This window comes from Pseudomonas sp. B21-048 (assembly GCF_024748615.1).
Lineage (GTDB): Bacteria > Pseudomonadota > Gammaproteobacteria > Pseudomonadales > Pseudomonadaceae > Aquipseudomonas.
In genome coordinates this window covers 2,335,551-2,351,904 of record NZ_CP087168.1, presented here as the reverse complement: position 1 = coordinate 2,351,904, position 16,354 = coordinate 2,335,551, and the positions used below count along the sequence as shown (strand labels likewise).

Annotated in this window: 18 protein-coding genes and 3 pseudogenes; 10 read left to right on the top strand and 11 right to left on the bottom strand. The window is 57.3% G+C overall.

What is annotated here, in order from left to right; translation table 11 throughout:
* Window positions 1-19 precede the first annotated feature (19 nt).
* Together LOY56_RS11025 and glsB are read right to left on the bottom strand one after the other, a co-directional pair.
* Window positions 20-1,138: a DUF3616 domain-containing protein gene (locus LOY56_RS11025; RefSeq protein ID WP_258621720.1), complete on the bottom strand. Its 1,119-nt coding sequence runs from the start codon at window positions 1,136-1,138 to the stop codon at window positions 20-22.
* An 85-nt stretch (window positions 1,139-1,223) separates the two neighbouring features.
* Complete coding sequence (gene glsB, locus LOY56_RS11020) at window positions 1,224-2,132, bottom strand: glutaminase B (RefSeq protein WP_258621718.1); 909 nt, start codon at window positions 2,130-2,132, stop codon at window positions 1,224-1,226.
* A gap of 220 nt (window positions 2,133-2,352) precedes the next feature.
* Here glsB and LOY56_RS11015 point away from each other — a divergent pair.
* The 4 genes and pseudogenes from LOY56_RS11015 to arsN2 all read left to right on the top strand — a co-directional run.
* A pseudogene (locus LOY56_RS11015) lies at window positions 2,353-2,556 on the top strand (DoxX family protein); the annotation flags it as partial.
* 47 nt (window positions 2,557-2,603) lie between these two features.
* Window positions 2,604-3,302: a dienelactone hydrolase family protein gene (locus tag LOY56_RS11010; RefSeq protein WP_258621716.1), complete on the top strand. Its 699-nt coding sequence runs from the start codon at window positions 2,604-2,606 to the stop codon at window positions 3,300-3,302.
* A 61-nt stretch (window positions 3,303-3,363) separates the two neighbouring features.
* Complete coding sequence (locus tag LOY56_RS11005) at window positions 3,364-4,551, top strand: MFS transporter (RefSeq protein WP_258621714.1); 1,188 nt, start codon at window positions 3,364-3,366, stop codon at window positions 4,549-4,551.
* A 102-nt stretch (window positions 4,552-4,653) separates the two neighbouring features.
* Window positions 4,654-5,124 carry an arsenic resistance N-acetyltransferase ArsN2 gene (arsN2, locus tag LOY56_RS11000; protein WP_258621712.1) on the top strand — a complete coding sequence of 157 codons (471 nt, stop codon included), beginning with the start codon at window positions 4,654-4,656 and terminating at the stop codon, window positions 5,122-5,124.
* Here the strand turns inward: arsN2 and LOY56_RS10995 are convergent.
* On the bottom strand, window positions 5,090-5,536 hold the full coding sequence (locus LOY56_RS10995) for a DUF1801 domain-containing protein (protein WP_258621710.1): 447 nt from the start codon (window positions 5,534-5,536) through the stop codon (window positions 5,090-5,092). The two genes, arsN2 and LOY56_RS10995, sit on opposite strands and share 35 nt — an antisense overlap.
* Before the next feature lie 185 nt (window positions 5,537-5,721).
* Between LOY56_RS10995 and LOY56_RS10990 the strand changes: the two genes are divergently transcribed.
* Window positions 5,722-6,204: a cupin domain-containing protein gene (locus LOY56_RS10990; protein WP_258621709.1), complete on the top strand. Its 483-nt coding sequence runs from the start codon at window positions 5,722-5,724 to the stop codon at window positions 6,202-6,204.
* Between the two features lie 165 nt (window positions 6,205-6,369).
* Here the strand turns inward: LOY56_RS10990 and LOY56_RS10985 are convergent.
* A pseudogene (locus tag LOY56_RS10985) lies at window positions 6,370-7,173 on the bottom strand (tyrosine/phenylalanine carboxypeptidase domain-containing protein); the annotation flags it as partial.
* Between LOY56_RS10985 and LOY56_RS10980 the strand changes: the two are divergent.
* Window positions 7,168-7,452: pseudogene (locus tag LOY56_RS10980) on the top strand (GrpB family protein); the annotation flags it as partial. The pseudogenes LOY56_RS10985 and LOY56_RS10980 sit on opposite strands and share 6 nt — an antisense overlap.
* Before the next feature lie 56 nt (window positions 7,453-7,508).
* Here LOY56_RS10980 and LOY56_RS10975 read toward each other — a convergent pair.
* Window positions 7,509-8,468, bottom strand: coding sequence for a threonine dehydratase (locus tag LOY56_RS10975; RefSeq protein ID WP_258621707.1), 960 nt, complete (start codon window positions 8,466-8,468; stop codon window positions 7,509-7,511).
* Window positions 8,469-8,564: 96 nt separating this feature from the next.
* On the opposite strand from LOY56_RS10975, the gene LOY56_RS10970 reads away from it, so the two are divergent.
* Together LOY56_RS10970 and LOY56_RS10965 are read left to right on the top strand one after the other, a co-directional pair.
* Window positions 8,565-9,392, top strand: a complete 828-nt coding sequence (locus LOY56_RS10970) for a helix-turn-helix transcriptional regulator (protein WP_258621705.1) — start codon at window positions 8,565-8,567, stop codon at window positions 9,390-9,392.
* A gap of 320 nt (window positions 9,393-9,712) precedes the next feature.
* Window positions 9,713-10,231: an isochorismatase family protein gene (locus LOY56_RS10965; RefSeq protein ID WP_258621703.1), complete on the top strand. Its 519-nt coding sequence runs from the start codon at window positions 9,713-9,715 to the stop codon at window positions 10,229-10,231.
* 106 nt (window positions 10,232-10,337) lie between these two features.
* Here LOY56_RS10965 and LOY56_RS10960 read toward each other — a convergent pair whose 3' ends face one another.
* Window positions 10,338-10,682 carry a cupin domain-containing protein gene (locus LOY56_RS10960; protein ID WP_258621701.1) on the bottom strand — a complete coding sequence of 115 codons (345 nt, stop codon included), beginning with the start codon at window positions 10,680-10,682 and terminating at the stop codon, window positions 10,338-10,340.
* An 88-nt stretch (window positions 10,683-10,770) separates the two neighbouring features.
* Window positions 10,771-11,070, bottom strand: coding sequence for a hypothetical protein (locus tag LOY56_RS10955; protein WP_258621699.1), 300 nt, complete (start codon window positions 11,068-11,070; stop codon window positions 10,771-10,773).
* A 195-nt stretch (window positions 11,071-11,265) separates the two neighbouring features.
* On the opposite strand from LOY56_RS10955, the gene LOY56_RS10950 reads away from it, so the two are divergent.
* Window positions 11,266-11,745: a VOC family protein gene (locus tag LOY56_RS10950; RefSeq protein WP_258621698.1), complete on the top strand. Its 480-nt coding sequence runs from the start codon at window positions 11,266-11,268 to the stop codon at window positions 11,743-11,745.
* A gap of 110 nt (window positions 11,746-11,855) precedes the next feature.
* On the opposite strand, the gene LOY56_RS10945 is transcribed toward LOY56_RS10950, so the two are convergent.
* A complete protein-coding gene (locus tag LOY56_RS10945) occupies window positions 11,856-12,572 on the bottom strand; it encodes a class I SAM-dependent methyltransferase (RefSeq protein ID WP_258621696.1) in 717 nt (238 codons plus the stop codon).
* 285 nt (window positions 12,573-12,857) lie between these two features.
* Here LOY56_RS10945 and LOY56_RS10940 point away from each other — a divergent pair, with 285 nt between their 5' ends.
* Window positions 12,858-13,889: an IS110 family transposase gene (locus tag LOY56_RS10940; protein WP_258621694.1), complete on the top strand. Its 1,032-nt coding sequence runs from the start codon at window positions 12,858-12,860 to the stop codon at window positions 13,887-13,889.
* A gap of 663 nt (window positions 13,890-14,552) precedes the next feature.
* Here the strand turns inward: LOY56_RS10940 and LOY56_RS10935 are convergent.
* The 3 genes from LOY56_RS10935 to LOY56_RS10925 all read right to left on the bottom strand — a co-directional run bounded on the left by LOY56_RS10935 (window position 14,553) and on the right by LOY56_RS10925 (window position 16,307).
* Window positions 14,553-15,011 (bottom strand): hypothetical protein, encoded by a 459-nt coding sequence (locus LOY56_RS10935; RefSeq protein ID WP_258621693.1) that lies wholly within the window; start codon window positions 15,009-15,011, stop codon window positions 14,553-14,555.
* A complete protein-coding gene (locus tag LOY56_RS10930; protein ID WP_258621692.1) occupies window positions 14,999-15,457 on the bottom strand; it encodes a glucosaminidase domain-containing protein in 459 nt (152 codons plus the stop codon). The genes LOY56_RS10935 and LOY56_RS10930 overlap by 13 nt, the downstream gene beginning before the upstream one ends.
* 295 nt (window positions 15,458-15,752) lie before the next feature.
* Window positions 15,753-16,307 (bottom strand): TetR/AcrR family transcriptional regulator, encoded by a 555-nt coding sequence (locus LOY56_RS10925; protein WP_258621690.1) that lies wholly within the window; start codon window positions 16,305-16,307, stop codon window positions 15,753-15,755.
* Window positions 16,308-16,354: the final 47 nt, after the last annotated feature.

Below are 16,354 nucleotides of genomic sequence, written 5' to 3'. Positions count from 1 at the left end.
ACCGGGGGTGCAGTGGCGGTTACTTTTTCGCCAGTCGAAATACATCTTGCTCCAGGCGATTGCTCCCCTGTCTGCGCCACGCGGCGTTCGCGTCATAGACCACCAGCAGCAAGGGCTCTTCTACACCCGCAGTGCTGACAAAGGTCATTCCTTCGGCATGATCGCAGCCTTTATCCTCTCCTTGTCCGTAAGGAACCTCCAGGACCGGCGTCAATTGTTCGCTGAAGACAAAACTTTCGTCTGTTGGCCTGGCGCCGTCGTGCCATCGAAATAAGCTGACAGGCCCGTCGAGGTTCATTGTCGGCCCGGCCAGGATCAACATGTCGTCACCATCGATGCATAAGTCCCTGACGCCGAGTCCATCCAGCTGGAGAAAATGCTTCCGATATTTGCGCCCCTTGGGCCCGATTTTTTTCAGCGTCAGTGTGTGAGCAGCATCGGGATGGTCCTCGGGTTCGACCTCCAGAATGATTGCCCAGCCACGCAACACCGGCCCCCGCAACCCGATAAACACACGATTGCCGTTGATCTCAAGGCCCTCTGTATCGAACCCGTTGTCCTTGCCGGGGATGTGCAGAAATGCCCCCACATGCTCGTCGTCCTTGAGTTCATCGAGCAATTCGTTACCCAGTTGATTACCGGCCAACTGGGCGGCGACTCGATCATCGCTAACGGTGCTCTTCACCAAAGTGAACGTTCCGTTTTCTTCGACCACCGGAATCCGGGCCAGGAGAAAACGATTGCCATCACTGCTGACAGTTGCCAGACGCTCGGCGTTTTTCTTCAGGGACTTGGTGCTATCGGGTTTTTTCCGTTTCAGGCTGTGAGACCCCACAATCCAGAGATACCCCGTGTCGCGGCCGTAGCTCATGCCTTCCAGGTCTGCTTCAACGAATTCTTCGCCAATCGTCGGGATGACCGGCAGCGTTAACAGGGACGCCAACGGGAATTGTTTGTGCTGGTCAAACAGAAACTCGCCCGCACCGACGCGCTCACGCAAGGTGAAGCGGTCCAGGCTCAGGGATTCATCATTGGCGACCCACAGGGTGTCACCTATCTGGACCACGGCAGACAACCCTTTGCGCAAATGAGTGTCCGGGTCATTGAAGACTAGAAGCGCGGAACCGAAATTCACCATGAAGTCACCCGCCCCTTCACCCGTTCGGGTGAGTCAAAGAATGCCTGCTTCACGGTAGCGGTCATCGAGCGCTAGTCAAATGCCATCAGAACACCGACCAGCCGATCCGCTGACTCAACAATTCCAGCGCGGCCATGCCAGCGAGGGAGTTGCCGGCGGCGTTCAATTCCGGGGACCACACGCACACCGTGAATTGCCCCGGCACCACCGCAACGATGCCTCCGCCCACGCCACTCTTGCCCGGCAGACCGACGCGATAGGCAAAGTTGCCGGCTTCGTCGTACAGCCCGCTGGTGGCCATGATCGAGTTGACTTGCTGGGTCTGGCGGGCGCTGAGGATCTGTGCGCCGCTGTGTTTGCAGAAACCGTCGTTGGCCAGGAAGCAGAAAGCCCGGGCCAGATCCACGCAACTCATGCGCAGCGCGCAATGGCTGAAGTAGCTGCGCAGCACGGCTTCGACGTCGTTATGAAAATTGCCGAACGATTGCATCAGATAAGCCATGGCCGCGTTGCGCGCGCGGTGCTGGTATTCCGACTCGGCGACCTTGCCGTCCACCATGACATTCGGGTTGCCAGACAAACGCCGGACAAAATCGCGCATCGACAATGCCGGCGCGGCAAAACGTGACTGGTTGATGTCGCAGATCACCAGCGCACCGGCGTTGATGAAGGGATTGCGCGGGCGCCCGCGCTCGAATTCCAGCTGCACCAGCGAGTTGAACGGTTGGCCGGACGGCTCGTGGCCCAGGCGCTCCCAAATGGCTTCACCGGAATGGTCGATGGCCTGCACCAGGCTGAACACCTTGGAAATACTCTGCACCGAGAACGGCGTCTCGGCGTCCCCGACGCAAAACAACTCGCCGTCGTTGCCATACACGGCAATGCCCAGCTGATTGGCCGGCACTGTGCCGAGCGCGGGAATGTAGTCAGCCACTTTGCCCTGACCGATCAACGGTCGGACTGCGTCAAGGATCTCGTTCAACAGCGCTTGCATGCCGGGTTCCGAAGTCTCGCCCCATGGGATTGCGGGGACACTGTCGCTAGACGCTCCTGGTCAGCAGCGAATCACAGTTTTGTACAGGATTGTATCTGTCGCGGTCCGGGATACACCAACTTGCATCACGCGACTTTTCAGACATACCGCCCATACACACGGTTGAAATACAACGCCAACGCTTCCCCCACATTGGTTTGTCCGCAGCTCAAACCCATGAACACCTCTCTCTCATTGGCCGGCCGATTGGTCTACATTGAGTGAACTTGCCCAAGGTTATGCCATCAGCAATAAAGGCCATGGCAACTTCAAACTGCCGCTGATCTACCTCGCAGCCCTCATGCCGTTGCTGCTCTCGGGGGCCGGCAAACTCAGCGTGGACGCGCTGTTGGCTCGATACTTCTGGCGGCGCAGTCACCGCTGATACGCCAGCGTCTCGATAACCTACCCAACTTATGTAAAGGAGCCATCATGAGCGTAACCACCCAATGGATCGAGATCAGTAGCGCCGAGGGCACATTCGGCGCTTACCTGGCCATCCCCCACACCCGTAAAGGTCCGGGGATTGTGCTGATTCAGGAAATCTTCGGCGTCAACGAACACATCCGCTCGGTCGCCGAGCAGTACGCAGCCGACGGCTACCTGGTCATAACGCCGGATCTGTTCTGGCGCAACGGCCACCGTATCGAACTGGGCTACGACGAAGCTGGCTGGAAACGCGCCGTCGAATTGATGAATGCCACCGACACCACCAAGGCCCAGGCCGACATCAAACTGGCCATCGACGCCCTGAAGGCTCATCCGGGGCTTGACGGCAGAATCGCTTCCATCGGTTTCTGCTTCGGCGGCATGCTGTCGTACAACACCGCGGCCAACGGTTTCGTCGACGTGGCGATCGCCTACTACGGCGGCGGCATTCAGAACCAGCTGGATCGGGCCGGTGAAATCAAGGTGCCGATGCTGATGCATTTCGGCGAACAGGACAGCCACATCCCCATCGATGCCGTGAAGCAAATCGCCGAGCGTTTCGAGTTCAACGATGACGTCGATATCGAGGTTTATCCGGGGGCCGAACACGGCTTCAACTGCTCACACCGTGACAGCTACAACCAGCGGGCGGCGGTTGAGGCGCATGGCAATACGTTGCTCTTTTTGAGTCAGAACCTTTAAGGGCTGATCGCTGGGGTTGGCGACATAAACAATCGGTGAGCATTCAATCCCGGAAACCCGCATGGACAACCTCTCAAAACCCAGACCGGCTTCACTGCGTATCCCCTCCACGGTCTGGGCCCTGGGTTTTGTCAGCCTGTTCATGGACCTGTCTTCAGAACTAGTGCACAGCCTGCTTCCGGTGTTTCTGGTCACAACCTTGGGCGCGAGCGCATTGACCGTCGGGGTGATCGAGGGCATCGCCGAGGCGACCGCGATGCTGACCAAGATCTTCTCCGGCGCCATCAGCGACTTTATCGGCCGGCGCAAAGGCCTGCTGTTGATGGGCTACGGTCTGGCCGCCTTGTCGAAACCGCTCTTTCCTCTCGCGCATTCGGTGGATGTGGTGTTCACCGCGCGTTTTCTGGATCGCATTGGCAAAGGTATTCGTGGCGCGCCGCGAGATGCATTGGTCGCCGATGTCGCACCCGCCGAAATCCGTGGTGCTTGTTTTGGCATGCGCCAGTCGATGGACACCGTGGGCGCCATTCTTGGCCCGATCCTGGCCATCGTGCTGATGCTCTGGCTCGGGCAGATCCATCTGGTGTTGTGGTTTGCGGTGATCCCGGCGGTGATATCGGTGGCGCTGATTGTCGGCGGGGTAAAAGAACCGACCGCTGCCGCTGGCGAACGCACCTTTCGCTCACCTATTCACTGGAAGGTCCTGCGGGATTTTTCCCGTGATTACTGGTGGGTGGTGATCGTCGGCGGGCTCTTCACGCTGGCCCGCTTCAGTGAAGCTTTTCTGGTGTTGAAGGCGCAACAAACAGGCCTGACGGCCACTTGGGTGCCGATGGTGATGGTGGTCATGTCGCTGCTTTATGCCGTGTCTGCCTACCCGGCCGGCTGGTTATCCGACCGGATCAGCCGCACCAAAGTGCTGTGTGTCGGCATCGTCCTGCTGATTCTGGCGGACCTGTTATTGGCGCAAGCGGATTCGATCACGAGCATGCTGGCAGGCGTGGCCCTGTGGGGCCTGCACATGGGCTTCAGCCAAGGGATTCTCGCGACGCTGATCGCCGATACCGCGCCCGAACATCTCAGGGGCACGGCATTTGGCCTGTTCAATCTGATCAGCGGCGTGTGCCTGTTGATCGCCAGTGTGCTCGCCGGCGCGCTGTGGGAGACCTCGGGCTCGGCCAGCACCTTCATCGTCGGGGCGGTGCTGGCGGCTGCGGCGCTGCTGTTGCTTGTGCTGCGCAAGCCTTAGTTCACCGCAGCCGCGAACCCGCTCCCCAGAACTATCAAGTGGCGAGTGCCAGGATCAAGCCAGCTAACATTGAGTGCCAAAAATCTATTAATGGAGCAAACGATGCAGATGATGAAAGTGGGGCCGAGCGGTTTGAATCAGCTCCGTGAGTGTTTGAGTGAAGCCGGACTGCCCTGCGATGATGTAAGCGAACCGGGACTGCAGTTTTACCACTTCGACGTGGATGGGAAATGGGTTGCTTATGGGGGGCTGGAGGGTTCTGGCCCTGATCTGTTGCTTCGCTCAATGGTCGTTTGTCAGACGCGTCGTGGTGAGGGGCTAGGTAAAGCTGTGTTGTCTGAACTGGAACAGTATGCAGTCTCCCAAGGCGCAGTCCGACTTCATTTGCTGACCCAAAGCGCTGCTGGTTTTTTCACAGCCAATGGCTATGAACTGCTCGATAGGGGTGAAACGCCTGTCGCAATCAGCCAAACAGCTCAGTTCAAGCATCTGTGTCCTGCGTCAGCGAGCTATCTGCGAAAAACTTTAAAGGCTCCTCTCAGTACTGGGTCAGCGTCCTCTGAGACTGAATAGTGCCGTCAGCCATTCTCACCGACGTGTTAAACGTCACCGCGGCGCGAATCAGCGTCTTCAACGCGTCTTCATCAATACTGTCGCCCTCATGAATATCGATGGCGCGTTGGGTGTTGCCTTCGAGGCTGGCGTTGAACAGACCTGAAGGATCCTCCAGCGAGGCGCCCTTGGCGAAGGTCATCTTCACGGCATTCTTGTACGTCTCACCGGTGCAAATGATGCCGGCGTGCGACCACACCGGAACCCCTCTCCACTTCATCTCCTCGACCACGTCGGGGTCAGCCTGCTTGATAAGGGCCCGAACCCGAGCGAGCGTCTCACCCCGCCAGTCACCCAACGCCTGGATTTTCGTCTCTATCAGCTCAGCGACAGAGCCTTCCCCCTCGCCTGCCTTTGTGTCGATCTTCTTCATGATGATTGTCACTCCTCAGGGTGGTCATCAAACGTCCAGCCCACCGTTCATATCTGTGCGTTATAGCACTGTTCACAATGGGTATATCTGCGCTCCAACATTCGACTATCGTCATCGTATATGACGTGATCGCGCAAGCTCTGCTGCTCTTTTGCTGCGATATGCCCCAACATGAGGAGGCCATAATGAGTTCCCATAAGGCCATCGCGGCTCTGTTGACCTTGGTCAGCGTAGCCTTTCTGGCACCTACCGCCTTGGCCGAGGAAGCAGGTTTTATTGCCGCCACCTCATCCGAACTCAACTGGAAAGCCGCGCCGTCGGTAGGGCCCGGCGCAATGATCGCAGTGATTGAAGGCGACCTCAAAGCCGCCGAGCCCTTTACCCTGCGCTTGAAGCTGCCGGCAAATACGAAAATCGGCGTGCATACCCATCCCGTGACCGAACACGTAACCGTTATCTCCGGCACCTTCTACTTCGCCACCGGAGACACATTCGATCCGGCACGAGCCAAGGCCTATCATCCGGGCGACACCTTGATCATTCCTGTCGGCATGTCGATGTACGGCGCCAGTCGAGAACAGGAAACCGTTCTCCAACTCCACGGCACTGGCCCTTGGGGAATCACCTACCTCAACCCGGCGGACGATCCCAGAAACAGCAAAATGTAGCGGCAGGCAGGCAAATAAATCATGCCTGATCGCCAGCAATATCATCCCTGAGAAACGCTTTTGAAGTCCGGCAACAAGAAGGTACAGGCTGGCATCGAGGAAGGAACAGTTTCCTGCTGGTGTACAAGCCAACCACAGGGGGTGGAGGTCGTTACGCTGCTGGATTCAAGCCAAGGCGCTGGCATCGGCTTCATGCTCGTCTGCGAAGGCCATGAGCACCTCCAGATCGAGCACATCCAGCTTGATCTGGGCGATAAAGGCTGAGAAGGCAAGATTAGCGGCGAGCCGACGCAGATCGGCGGCCCAGGCCGGGATATGAACCGGCCCCTGGAGCCAGCCGGACTCGAAGAGCGGAGCCAAACGAACGGTATCACCCAGACTGAGGCGCCCGGCGAACAGATGGCCCACCAATTCCGGCCGGTTGTCGCGGATTGCGATGCGCAGCAGGGTATGGACGCCGAGCAAACCGGTCAGGTAGGCGGCATCCTTGGTGAACGCCGAACCACCGCGCAGGTCGGCGCCGCGGAAAACTCGTTGGGTCGAGCGGAAGGACTCCTCTTGCGACTGACCGGCCGCGAGAAAGCCTTCAAATACCTGGATGAAATCGGCGCCATCCAGCGCCTGCTGGACTGCGAGCACGCGCAGGGCAAGGCGGCGCAGGCGGTTGATGTCCATGCTGCCGGTGAACAGCTCGGCCAGGGTGGCGATGCCCTCCTGAGTCTGAGTGGTGCGTGGCGCCCCCAGGCCCAGGCTTTTCAGGTTGGGTTGGAGCGCGCCGTTTTGTGCCGTGGCGACATGCACGAAAGCCTCATGCTGCAATAACTGACTCTTGTCCAGTTCCGAGAACAGGGCGCTGGCATGCAAGCGGATGCGGCTCGACCCGGCGATGGCCTTGGCGGCCAGGGTGGGATCGAGCACGACCGTGATCCGGCCCGGGCCGAAGAAGCTGTCCAGTTCCGGCTGCATCCAGGTCATCGCGATGTTGATGGCGTGCGAACACATAAGGCCCACGTTTGTGTCACCGGCCACGGTCAAATCGAAAGAATGCTCCGTTTTCGTGACCTGCTCAGGGACGCCCCTGTGATTCGCCAGCAGTATCAAGACTTAAAACTTGAACTGGAAGCAAGCAACACCGACGGCATAGGTGAATACCTGGCACAGAAAGCACCGTTTATCGACGGGCTTATGGGGTCGGTCTCAAACTTGATTTCCCTACCCCCTGTCACAGGCTGTTCCAGTCAGCGTTAGTTCAGATCAGAAACAGAGTTGAAGCTCTGACCACGTCGCGAGGCGGGTTGGAGCAATCAGCTCGCAATTATGCTCGCATACACCGACCGATCCACATTCCCGCCGGACAAAATCACACCCACCTTTTTGCCCAGCATCATTTCACGCTCCTGAATGAGCGCCGCCAGCGCTGCCGCACCTGCCCCTTCAGCGAGGTTGTGGGTATCGGTGTAATACACGCGCATGGCCTCGGCAATCTCGCCCTCGCTGACAGAGACGATTCTCGCCGAAGCGGTCCCGTAGATGTCGAACGCATCGGGAACTGGCTTACGCACGGCCAAGCCATCCGCAAAGGTATTTGCCGAGGCGGTCTCGCATATTGCCCCGGCTTCAAACGATAACTTCGCCGCCGCAGCCTCTTTGGAAACCACGCCCACCACTTGGGTGTTCAGGCCCAGCGCATCGCGGGCGGCGATCACCCCGCAAATCCCCGATCCACAGCCAATCGGCACGTAGACGGTATCCAGATCGGGCACGGCGATGAACAGCTCCAGCGCATAAGTGGCCACTCCTTTGACTAACTCGGTATGGAACGGTGGCACCAGGTAGAGGCCATGCACTTGCGCCAGACGCGCGGCCTCTTCACGGGCCTCGTCGAAATCGCGACCACACTCAAGCACTTCGCCGCCAAAGCCGCGCATGGCATTGTTCTTTTCCAGTGAATTACCTTCCGGCACGACAATCAAGGCCCTCAACCCCAGCGTGCTTGCCGCCAGCGCCAGGCTCTGACCATGGTTGCCGCGCGTAGCAGAGACAATGCCCTTTACGTCTGGATGCTCGCACCGCAGCCAGTGCAAGAAGGTAATGCCACCCCGTACTTTGAAAGCGCCTGTAGGTGTATGGTTTTCGTGTTTGACCCAGACAGTGCAACCTAACCGCTGAGCCAGCAATGGCCAAGGGTATTGGGCGGTGGCAGGCATGACTTGGTATACGTGGCGGGCAGCTTGTTCGAGATCGTCGCGAGTCAGTTTGTGCATGAGTTGTCTTCCTGAGGCTTTTCCCAGTCTAGGCACGGGCATGTCACGCCGGCTTTCAAAAAACTGACCTGACTTTTACGCCCCCTCTTCACTACTATGGTGTTCATGAGCCTTCGAAACCGTCTGCAGCCCTCGCTCGTACCTGAACCGATTCGTCGTGTCGAGGCAGGGCCGTGGACGATCGAATTGCTACCCGGCGCCGCCTACGCGACCCGATATGTTGCGACCCAGGCAGCGATCGGCTTTGCCTTCGACAGCCAACGAGGCTTGCACGCCATTGGCAGCGACCGAGTGCGCCCCTTCGATGCCATGCCCAATGGGTTGGCGTTCGTCCCCGCTGGCTGTGATGTGTGGTCCGAGTCACCCACGGGTGGTGAATACCTGCGGATCATGCGCACCGACGGTATTTCATTGCTGGGTGACCGGGCATTCAACAATCGCATTGATCAGCCAGCCGTTAACCTCGCTCTGCGAATGCGCCGCGCGCTGTTGCAGGCCTCCGTGGAGGACGACTGTGAAGCCTGGGCACTCGCCTTGGCTGAACGGGCGGAGGGCATCGAAACGTCGTCGGCGCCGCCCCAAGGCTCTATAACTGGCAGCCGAATGCGCCTGCTCGATGAATTCATTGATGCTGGCCTCGATGGCCCTCTGGGTATACAGGCAATGGCAGGGTTGCTTGAGTTGTCCGAAGGTTATTTCATGCGCGCATTCAAGAACGCGACGGGCAAAAGCCCTCATAGCTATCTAATCGACCGACGCCTGGCCAAGGCCCGAGCATCGATGCGCGATTCGACCGCCAGGCTGTCGGAGATCGCACTCTCCTGCGGCTTTAACTCCCAAGCGCACATGACAACCGCTTTCAAGCAACGCCTTGGCGTCAGTCCAGCGCAATTGCGAAGGTGTTCAACGTACGGTCAAAGCTAGGTTATTGGCCGTTTTGCCATTTGATTGAGGACCCGCTATCGGCCGGGTCGGTATCGAAGGAACAGGATTTCCCGGATCAAGCGTTAAAAACCGTCGTTAGGCGCACGGACGCGCGCCCTTGCAAATCAGGCACCGTGCAGATACTGTCGGCTTCATGAATCAACCACGCATTGCCTCGACCACCACAACCACGACCGCCCAGGGCGGGTCGTGAGAGGTGTCGTGAGCCAATAACGCACGAACTTCAAAGGCCCGCCAGTGATGGAGAGGGCCTTTTCTTTTGCCCTTGCGTCACTGGTACAAACGCAAGGAAAAGCACTATGCACGCACTGTTGATTCTCGATATGCAGGTTGGATTGTTTCATGGCCCGGATAAACCCTGGGCTGGGGAAGCGCTGTTAAACACTTTGAATAGCCTGCTGAACAAAGCCCGGAAGGCAGGCGCGCCTGTTTTCCTGGCTCGCCATGTGGGTCCGGCTGGCTCGCCTATCGAGCCTGCAAGCCCGTTGACACAATTGCTGCAGGAACTGCTGCTACAAGGCGACGAAGTCATCTTCGAAAAAAGCCGACCCAACGCTTTCGCCATGACTGACCTGGCCGATCGGCTAAAAGCTTGTGGATCTCAGGGTGTGGTTATTGCCGGAATGAATACCCAGTATTGTGTCGACAGCACCTGCCGCGCCGCACGAGATCTTGGGTTCGATGCAGTACTGATCGCCGACGGTCATACCTGCTCCGACACCCCTGCGTTGACAGCCGAAAATATCGTCGCTCATCACAATGCAACCCTGGCGGGCCCATTCTGTCGTGTCGTTCTCGCCGAGAACTGGAACTTCTGACCAACGTTGATAGATCGGCTCAGACGGGGTCGATCTATCCTTCGTCGGCGTTGTTTCCGCTAGAGCCGCGCGTCAGGCCCGACCGTGTCGGATATCGGGCCTGACGTTACTCTTGCCTGACAATATCGACCGAGATCTCCACCGCAGGAATCGTTCCTCTGTTCTCAAGCCAGTGTGTGGTGTTCCTGTCCTCGGGCCAGCCCACGCCCGGTCCATAGTCCGTGGCGACTCCATGTCGATGGTCAGTGATCGTTCCTTGCAGTATGTAAACGGTGCCTGGCCTGTCTTTATGGTTGTGAATGGGCCCGAAGACGCCTCCAGGCTCGATAGTCACCCTACGCATTCTAAGCTGGTGCCCGGCCATGCCCTCGATTTCAGGGCCAAGGTCAACCGTTGCAAGTAACTCCACCGCAACACCTTTCGTCTCTGGTGCCATCTGTTCGGTGCTCATAGGGCTTTCCTCTCTGTACATGCAGGGCCTGACTTCCCCCGACAAGCACCCTCACAACAATGGCTCGTTCCATCTAACGGGCCATTTCCTAATTTTTGCACTCCGATAACACCACGTGGCAGGTATCCGGCGCGCCACCGGATCGGCCGGCATAGCGTATGCAATTAACCATGGATTTTTCGCGCGCCATGTTCAAGGTAGAGCCCCAAGCCAGGCCACCTTCACCAGCGGTGGGTAACGCTTTTGCATAGCAGCTTGAACCTGTGTTTGAAGCCGAATAGCGAGCTGTGGAAGCGTTGCCAGCACATCCCGCCGTTAGCGCCAGATCGATGGCTAACAAGGAGAGTAGGACCCATGACGAGCATTGGCGCGCTGTTGTTCCGGTCATCCCGTTTCCCCTGTAGCAAGAGGCGTGAGGCACGTTTGTGCCCTCGTACTACTCAGATTAGACGGTGTTGCGCCTGCCCTTGGCTCCGTTTAGCGGACTGATTTGCGCTGGCCTGCCACTCTCCGGAAGTTGCCAAAAGAGCCCGGTTGCCTACGCTACTAAAATGCACGCATCAGTCCTATTGTGGAGAACCAGATGATCAGCAAAAACACGATTTGTCTTTGGTACGACGGCACCGCGTTGGACGCGGCGAACTTCTATGCCCAGACGTTCCCGGACAGCGCTGTGGGAGCTGTCTTTCACGCACCAGGCGATTATCCGGCGGGCAAACAGGGCGATGTCTTGACGGTCGAGTTCACGGTGATGGGCATCCCTTGTCTTGGGCTGAACGGGGGGGCGGCGTTCAAGCACAACGAGGCTTTCTCGTTCCAGGTGGCGACCGACGACCAAGCTGAAACGGACCGCTTGTGGAACGCTATTGTCAAAAACGGCGGCCAGGAAAGTGCATGCGGCTGGTGCAAGGACAAGTGGGGACTGTCGTGGCAGATCACTCCGCGCGTTCTGACAGCCGCGATAACCGATCCTGATCGAATGGCGGCCAAGCGCGCGTTCGACGCCATGATGGGGATGAGAAAGATCGACATCGCTGCGATCGAAGCGGCTCTGAAGGGTTAACCAGCGGTGCCTGGGGTTGGGCGCTTAGACCTGTCGGATGTGGCCGGTGCTGAAGCCAGGCGCTGGGCTGGAAAACACCAGCAGATATCGGCCAGAAGCCGCCTCCATGTTCAGGCCGTTTTGCACGTCAACCAAGCCCCCCAGAAAAGACTGCTGAAGAAACGGGTAGCGTCCCCAAATCCGGCGTCATGCAAAAGTTTTTGAACCGCCGCCTCGGAGTGTGGAGGGTCCGCGCCTTGAAGGATTTTCCCAAACTTGACCTTCACGTCATCCGGGCTGGCTCCATGCTGCCGCCACCGTTGCCCCCAGGCAGCAAGCAGTAGCGGCTGGCTGGCATAAGCATATTGATTCCCCGCGACAATCAGCGGTGCACCCGGCTTTAGATGGGTCCGAATGGATCGTAAAATTTGTCGCTTGGTTTCATCCCCATCGAGATGATGGAGTACACCGATCAAGGTGGCTGCGTCGTATGACTCCTCTGCTGCCAGGTCTTCAACATGCCCAAGATGCAGGGTCGTTCTTTCAAGCAAGTTGTTCGCCTCTAACTGCTGCTTTGCTGCCTCCAGCATCGGCTGGGATGGATCAACGGCAGTAAAGCGCCAACCCGGCTCAAGCCTGGCCATAGCAATAATCTCCTGCGCCGTGCCGCCAGCACCAACCACCAGTATTTTTGCCATGCTTGTATTGCCAAGGCTTGCCGCCAGCATGCACGCCGCCAAATCTTGGCAAGCGTCATATCCGGCTAGTGCAATACGGCTCTGTCGTCCGTACTCATTGGCTCGTGAGGTATCAAATTTTCCAGCTGAGTTAAGAGGTGATGATTTCAAGGCGGTTCTCCATGTCCTTGAATCAAGCTACGTCATACTAAGCAATAATAAAAATTCATTAATTTTATGTATTGCATTCCTGAAAGGAATATATAGCCCAAATATTTTTCTCGTCTGCTTAAGTTGATTCAGCCTTGGGGCGACAGTCAGTTTCGGGTCGATTTCGGTCAGTCGTGACGGGCAGCAATAGGCCAAAAGCAATGGGATGGACTCCTCCTCACTTCGGCATCTTGAGTGCCAGACTGAAAGCGCGAACCACAGTCAACGGTGAGAAGGAGTCCACACATGAAGCTTATGCGCATTGGGGTCGATCTGGCCAAGAACGTGTTTCAGATCCACGGCGTGGATTGTCATGAGCTACCCGTCTGGCGGCAGCGCCTACCGCGTGATCGCTGGCTGCAAACGGTGTTGGAGAAGATCGAACCTGGCTGTGAGGTCGGGATGGAGAGTTGTGGCGGTGCGCATCACTGGGCTCGGCAGCTACAAGCCCACGGATTTCGGGTGAAGCTGGTCGCGCCGCAGTTCGTCAAACAGTACGTCAAGAGCAACAAGAACGACGCGAACGATGCCGAGGCGATCTGCGAAGCGATGAGCCGTCCCAGCATGCGCTTCGTCGCCATCAAGACCATCGAACAACAGGATATCCAGGCGACGCATCGCATCCGGGCCGGCTTAATCGAACAGCGGACGGCCAAAGCCAATCAGATCCGTGGGCTGGTCGCCGAGTACGGTCTCGTTGCACCGAAGGAATTGCTGATGCTGCGTCGTGCAATACCATGCTGGCTAGGGGATGCGGATAACGGTTTGACGGCACGCTTTCGTCGTCTGCTGGATGGTTTGTGGGACGACCTTCGTGCGCTGGATGGGCGTGTTTGCCAGCTCGACGGCGAGATCACTGCAATCGCGACAAACGAGCCGTCCGCCGTTCGCCTTCAACAGCTGCGCGGTGTCGGTCCAATGATCGCCACAGCGCTCGTCGTCGCTCTCGGTGATGCCCGTCAGTTTGCCAATGGCCGACAGTTTGCCGCCTCGCTGGGACTGACACCGAGGCAACACAGTTCTGGTGGTAAGGATCGACTACTCGGTATCAGCAAGCGCGGTGATACGTATCTGCGAACATTGATGGTGCATGGCGCACGCTCGGCGCTACGCACAGCCAAATCCAAAGAGGATCGGTTCAGCCAGTGGGCAGTTCGTTTAGCCGAGCGATCGCATCCCAATGTGGCCGCTATTGCGCTGGCCAACAAAACTGCACGCATGGCTTGGGCGATGCTGCGTCACGACACTGATTACCAACCGAATCAGGCAGCGGCCTGATCTATTTACCCGACGTGTTCTACGAGAGAAACAACTCTTAACCACGATTGCGAAGCAACCTGAACGATGGCAAACCGGTCGAACCGGCGTCGGCAAAACCCTCGAATGTCCAAGTGCGAAAAGCACGAAAAAGCGATCGGGAGCCGGCGCGCGAATAGCCCATCATGGCCCTGCATCGAAACGATGCCGTATTTAGAGGCCGAATATACGTGTGCAGTCGGCACGGGTGCCAAAGCAACGGGGCTTGCAATGAGGGGGAGTCCATATACGGGCATTCAGCGCGACGTCGATGCGTTCCTGGATCACCTCGTCGGCCCGATGTGCCTCCGGCGTTGCCGTGTCTTCGCCATCCTGTCACGATGGCTGACGAAACTTGAGGCAGACTGAAATGCCAAGGCCCTGGTGAGGATCACGCAGGCCTGGCGGCACCTTCTGCTGAACGGGCACTAAACGTTTCACGACGACTGCAAAGTGATCAAGCTGGATGCACTCGTAGTCGGGTTAGATCTTAAGTGACGGAGTTTTCGGCGGTTCGGGCTTATACCCCTGGTTAGGGCTTAAGTGCACTTTCTGTCCCGTTGCTCCCCAAACCCCAAACCCTATTCTTAGCGTTTTGGTCACAATTCTGACCGGCCATTCCCTATTAAAAAAGGTAGTCAGCTACTAGCAGCCTATCTCGCTACGTGCCACCTCTTCATTAGCAAGTTTTTTGCCAGTCTGCACGGAAATTCGTTTTTGAATTCCCGATAAGGTGGCGGAACTGAAGCGTTCGCAGCTTTCGGTTTCCCACACATCACCGGTTAAGGTGTTAACCGCGAAATGGCCAAGTACATTGGACGCCGCGCCTTTTGGGTTATTGAACACCAAACCGAAGTCATAGTATCCCGGACGAAACAGAGTCCCTTTCTCTTCGCCCTGCCATGGACCGTCAATCCACATAGCCGGGTTTGACATCTTGTAGCCCTGGTCTTTCAGCACCACAAGCAGAACCTGCTTGGCTTGATCCGCCGTCAAGCCGGAAGGCCGAATGTTCTTTGCGTTGAGTGATTCCGCAAGCACGGGCGAACAGGCCAACAGGGCAGCAGCAACCATCAATGCTTGCAGCCGGCTTATGTACCGCATTGCATTCTCGCTTTCACCATACCAATTGCGTCTTCCACAAGTTTCGCATACCCAAAGCGCCCGCCAGTCTTCGCATCGCCTGTGTTGAAGTGGCTTGTAACAAGGGCTCTGCTAAACTCGCCCGGATCTTTTTTACCGCGTACTGCACTCCCAAATCGCGCCAAAAAAGACTGCCCTGACTGTGAAAATGAGGCGAAAGCAGCAACTTTCATTTTTGGATCGCCCAATGCCGTTATCGTGCCGGTCTGTAAAGGCGCTGGCGCGTGCATCGAGAAAAAATTGTTGCCCTCGGTAGCGAACCGGCCTTTGCCGTATTGACTCTCATGTGCGGCAAGGCCAAGAATGTTTTCGGTCGGGACGTCAATCTGCTTGGCTAGAATTTCCGCAGAGAAACGGTGTTTAACTACAAACATTACAGCCGATTCAGCATTACACGGATTGCGCAAAACTCTCTCCTTAAGTTAGGTTTATTCAATATGCCATTATGCTCATACAGCATAAACGGCGCTATCAATTCGCGCTTTCATGGCATAACACTGTGAGCGTACGGGGAATACGCCTTGTGCAGGGTATGCGTGTGGTGAAGGCCGTACTCAAGTTAGTGCCATAGGCCAGTGGCATGGACATTAGCCCTAGGAGACCAATGGCGTGCACTAGAGCTGGTAGCGACGTCCCTACCCCAAGCACATTTGCAGTGGCACGCGACCTCTATTTATTCAGTTACCCAATGTAGCTCATGACTTAGGCCCGCCACGGTGGAAGAGCCCCTTCGAAAAGTGAAAAGGCTCGATGCAGGAAACTGTTGAAGCGAGCGGCATCACGCCGCAGCCCTGCCTGTTGACCACCAATCAGGCACAGATGGGCCACCTGACCAATCACTTCTGCTTCGCCTGGCATATGGACCAAGCGGCGGCACGTCCGTATCGCGAAGTCCAGTCGTCTTGTGTCAACACGCTGCTGAAACTCGCCTACCAACGGATCGTGCAGCGACCAGGCTCGGATGGAAACTTCCCGCCCAGGTTGTTTCTCAGCGGCAATACTCAAGTAGCGTTTCAAGGTTTCGCCCGCGCTACGACCCTGCGCCGCATAAGCGAGCATGCGCTCCGTGTAGTCTTCTTCCCAAGCGGCCAGCAAGGTGCGGACAAAGTCTTCGCGATTGCGGAAATGGTGATAGAACGATCCGCGGGTCACATTCAATCGGCGCGATAGACTCTCGGCCGAAACGCCAACATGCCCTATTTGGTCGAGGGCCTCAAAACCAGCCGCGATCCAATGGTTACGAGTTAGTTTTCTCACCAGTTATTTCGCTCCATATTTAGCGCCATACAGACTGTGTATGGTGC

Excerpts from the sequence above, each read along its gene's own strand:
- LOY56_RS10970 (WP_258621705.1), top strand. The coding sequence starts at position 8,565 with ATGGTGTTCATGAGCCTTCGAAACCGTCTGCAGCCCTCGCTCGTACCT.
- LOY56_RS10960 (WP_258621701.1), bottom strand. The coding sequence starts at position 10,682 with ATGAGCACCGAACAGATGGCACCAGAGACGAAAGGTGTTGCGGTGGAG.
- LOY56_RS10975 (WP_258621707.1), bottom strand. The coding sequence starts at position 8,468 with ATGCACAAACTGACTCGCGACGATCTCGAACAAGCTGCCCGCCACGTA.
- LOY56_RS10950 (WP_258621698.1), top strand. The coding sequence starts at position 11,266 with ATGATCAGCAAAAACACGATTTGTCTTTGGTACGACGGCACCGCGTTG.
- LOY56_RS10995 (WP_258621710.1), bottom strand. The coding sequence starts at position 5,536 with ATGAAGAAGATCGACACAAAGGCAGGCGAGGGGGAAGGCTCTGTCGCT.
- LOY56_RS11010 (WP_258621716.1), top strand. The coding sequence starts at position 2,604 with ATGAGCGTAACCACCCAATGGATCGAGATCAGTAGCGCCGAGGGCACA.
- LOY56_RS10940 (WP_258621694.1), top strand. The coding sequence starts at position 12,858 with ATGAAGCTTATGCGCATTGGGGTCGATCTGGCCAAGAACGTGTTTCAG.
- LOY56_RS10965 (WP_258621703.1), top strand. The coding sequence starts at position 9,713 with ATGCACGCACTGTTGATTCTCGATATGCAGGTTGGATTGTTTCATGGC.
- LOY56_RS10990 (WP_258621709.1), top strand. The coding sequence starts at position 5,722 with ATGAGTTCCCATAAGGCCATCGCGGCTCTGTTGACCTTGGTCAGCGTA.
- arsN2 (WP_258621712.1), top strand. The coding sequence starts at position 4,654 with ATGCAGATGATGAAAGTGGGGCCGAGCGGTTTGAATCAGCTCCGTGAG.
- LOY56_RS11005 (WP_258621714.1), top strand. The coding sequence starts at position 3,364 with ATGGACAACCTCTCAAAACCCAGACCGGCTTCACTGCGTATCCCCTCC.
- LOY56_RS10935 (WP_258621693.1), bottom strand. The coding sequence starts at position 15,011 with ATGCGGTACATAAGCCGGCTGCAAGCATTGATGGTTGCTGCTGCCCTG.
- LOY56_RS10955 (WP_258621699.1), bottom strand. The coding sequence starts at position 11,070 with ATGACCGGAACAACAGCGCGCCAATGCTCGTCATGGGTCCTACTCTCC.
- LOY56_RS11025 (WP_258621720.1), bottom strand. The coding sequence starts at position 1,138 with ATGGTGAATTTCGGTTCCGCGCTTCTAGTCTTCAATGACCCGGACACT.
- glsB (WP_258621718.1), bottom strand. The coding sequence starts at position 2,132 with ATGCAAGCGCTGTTGAACGAGATCCTTGACGCAGTCCGACCGTTGATC.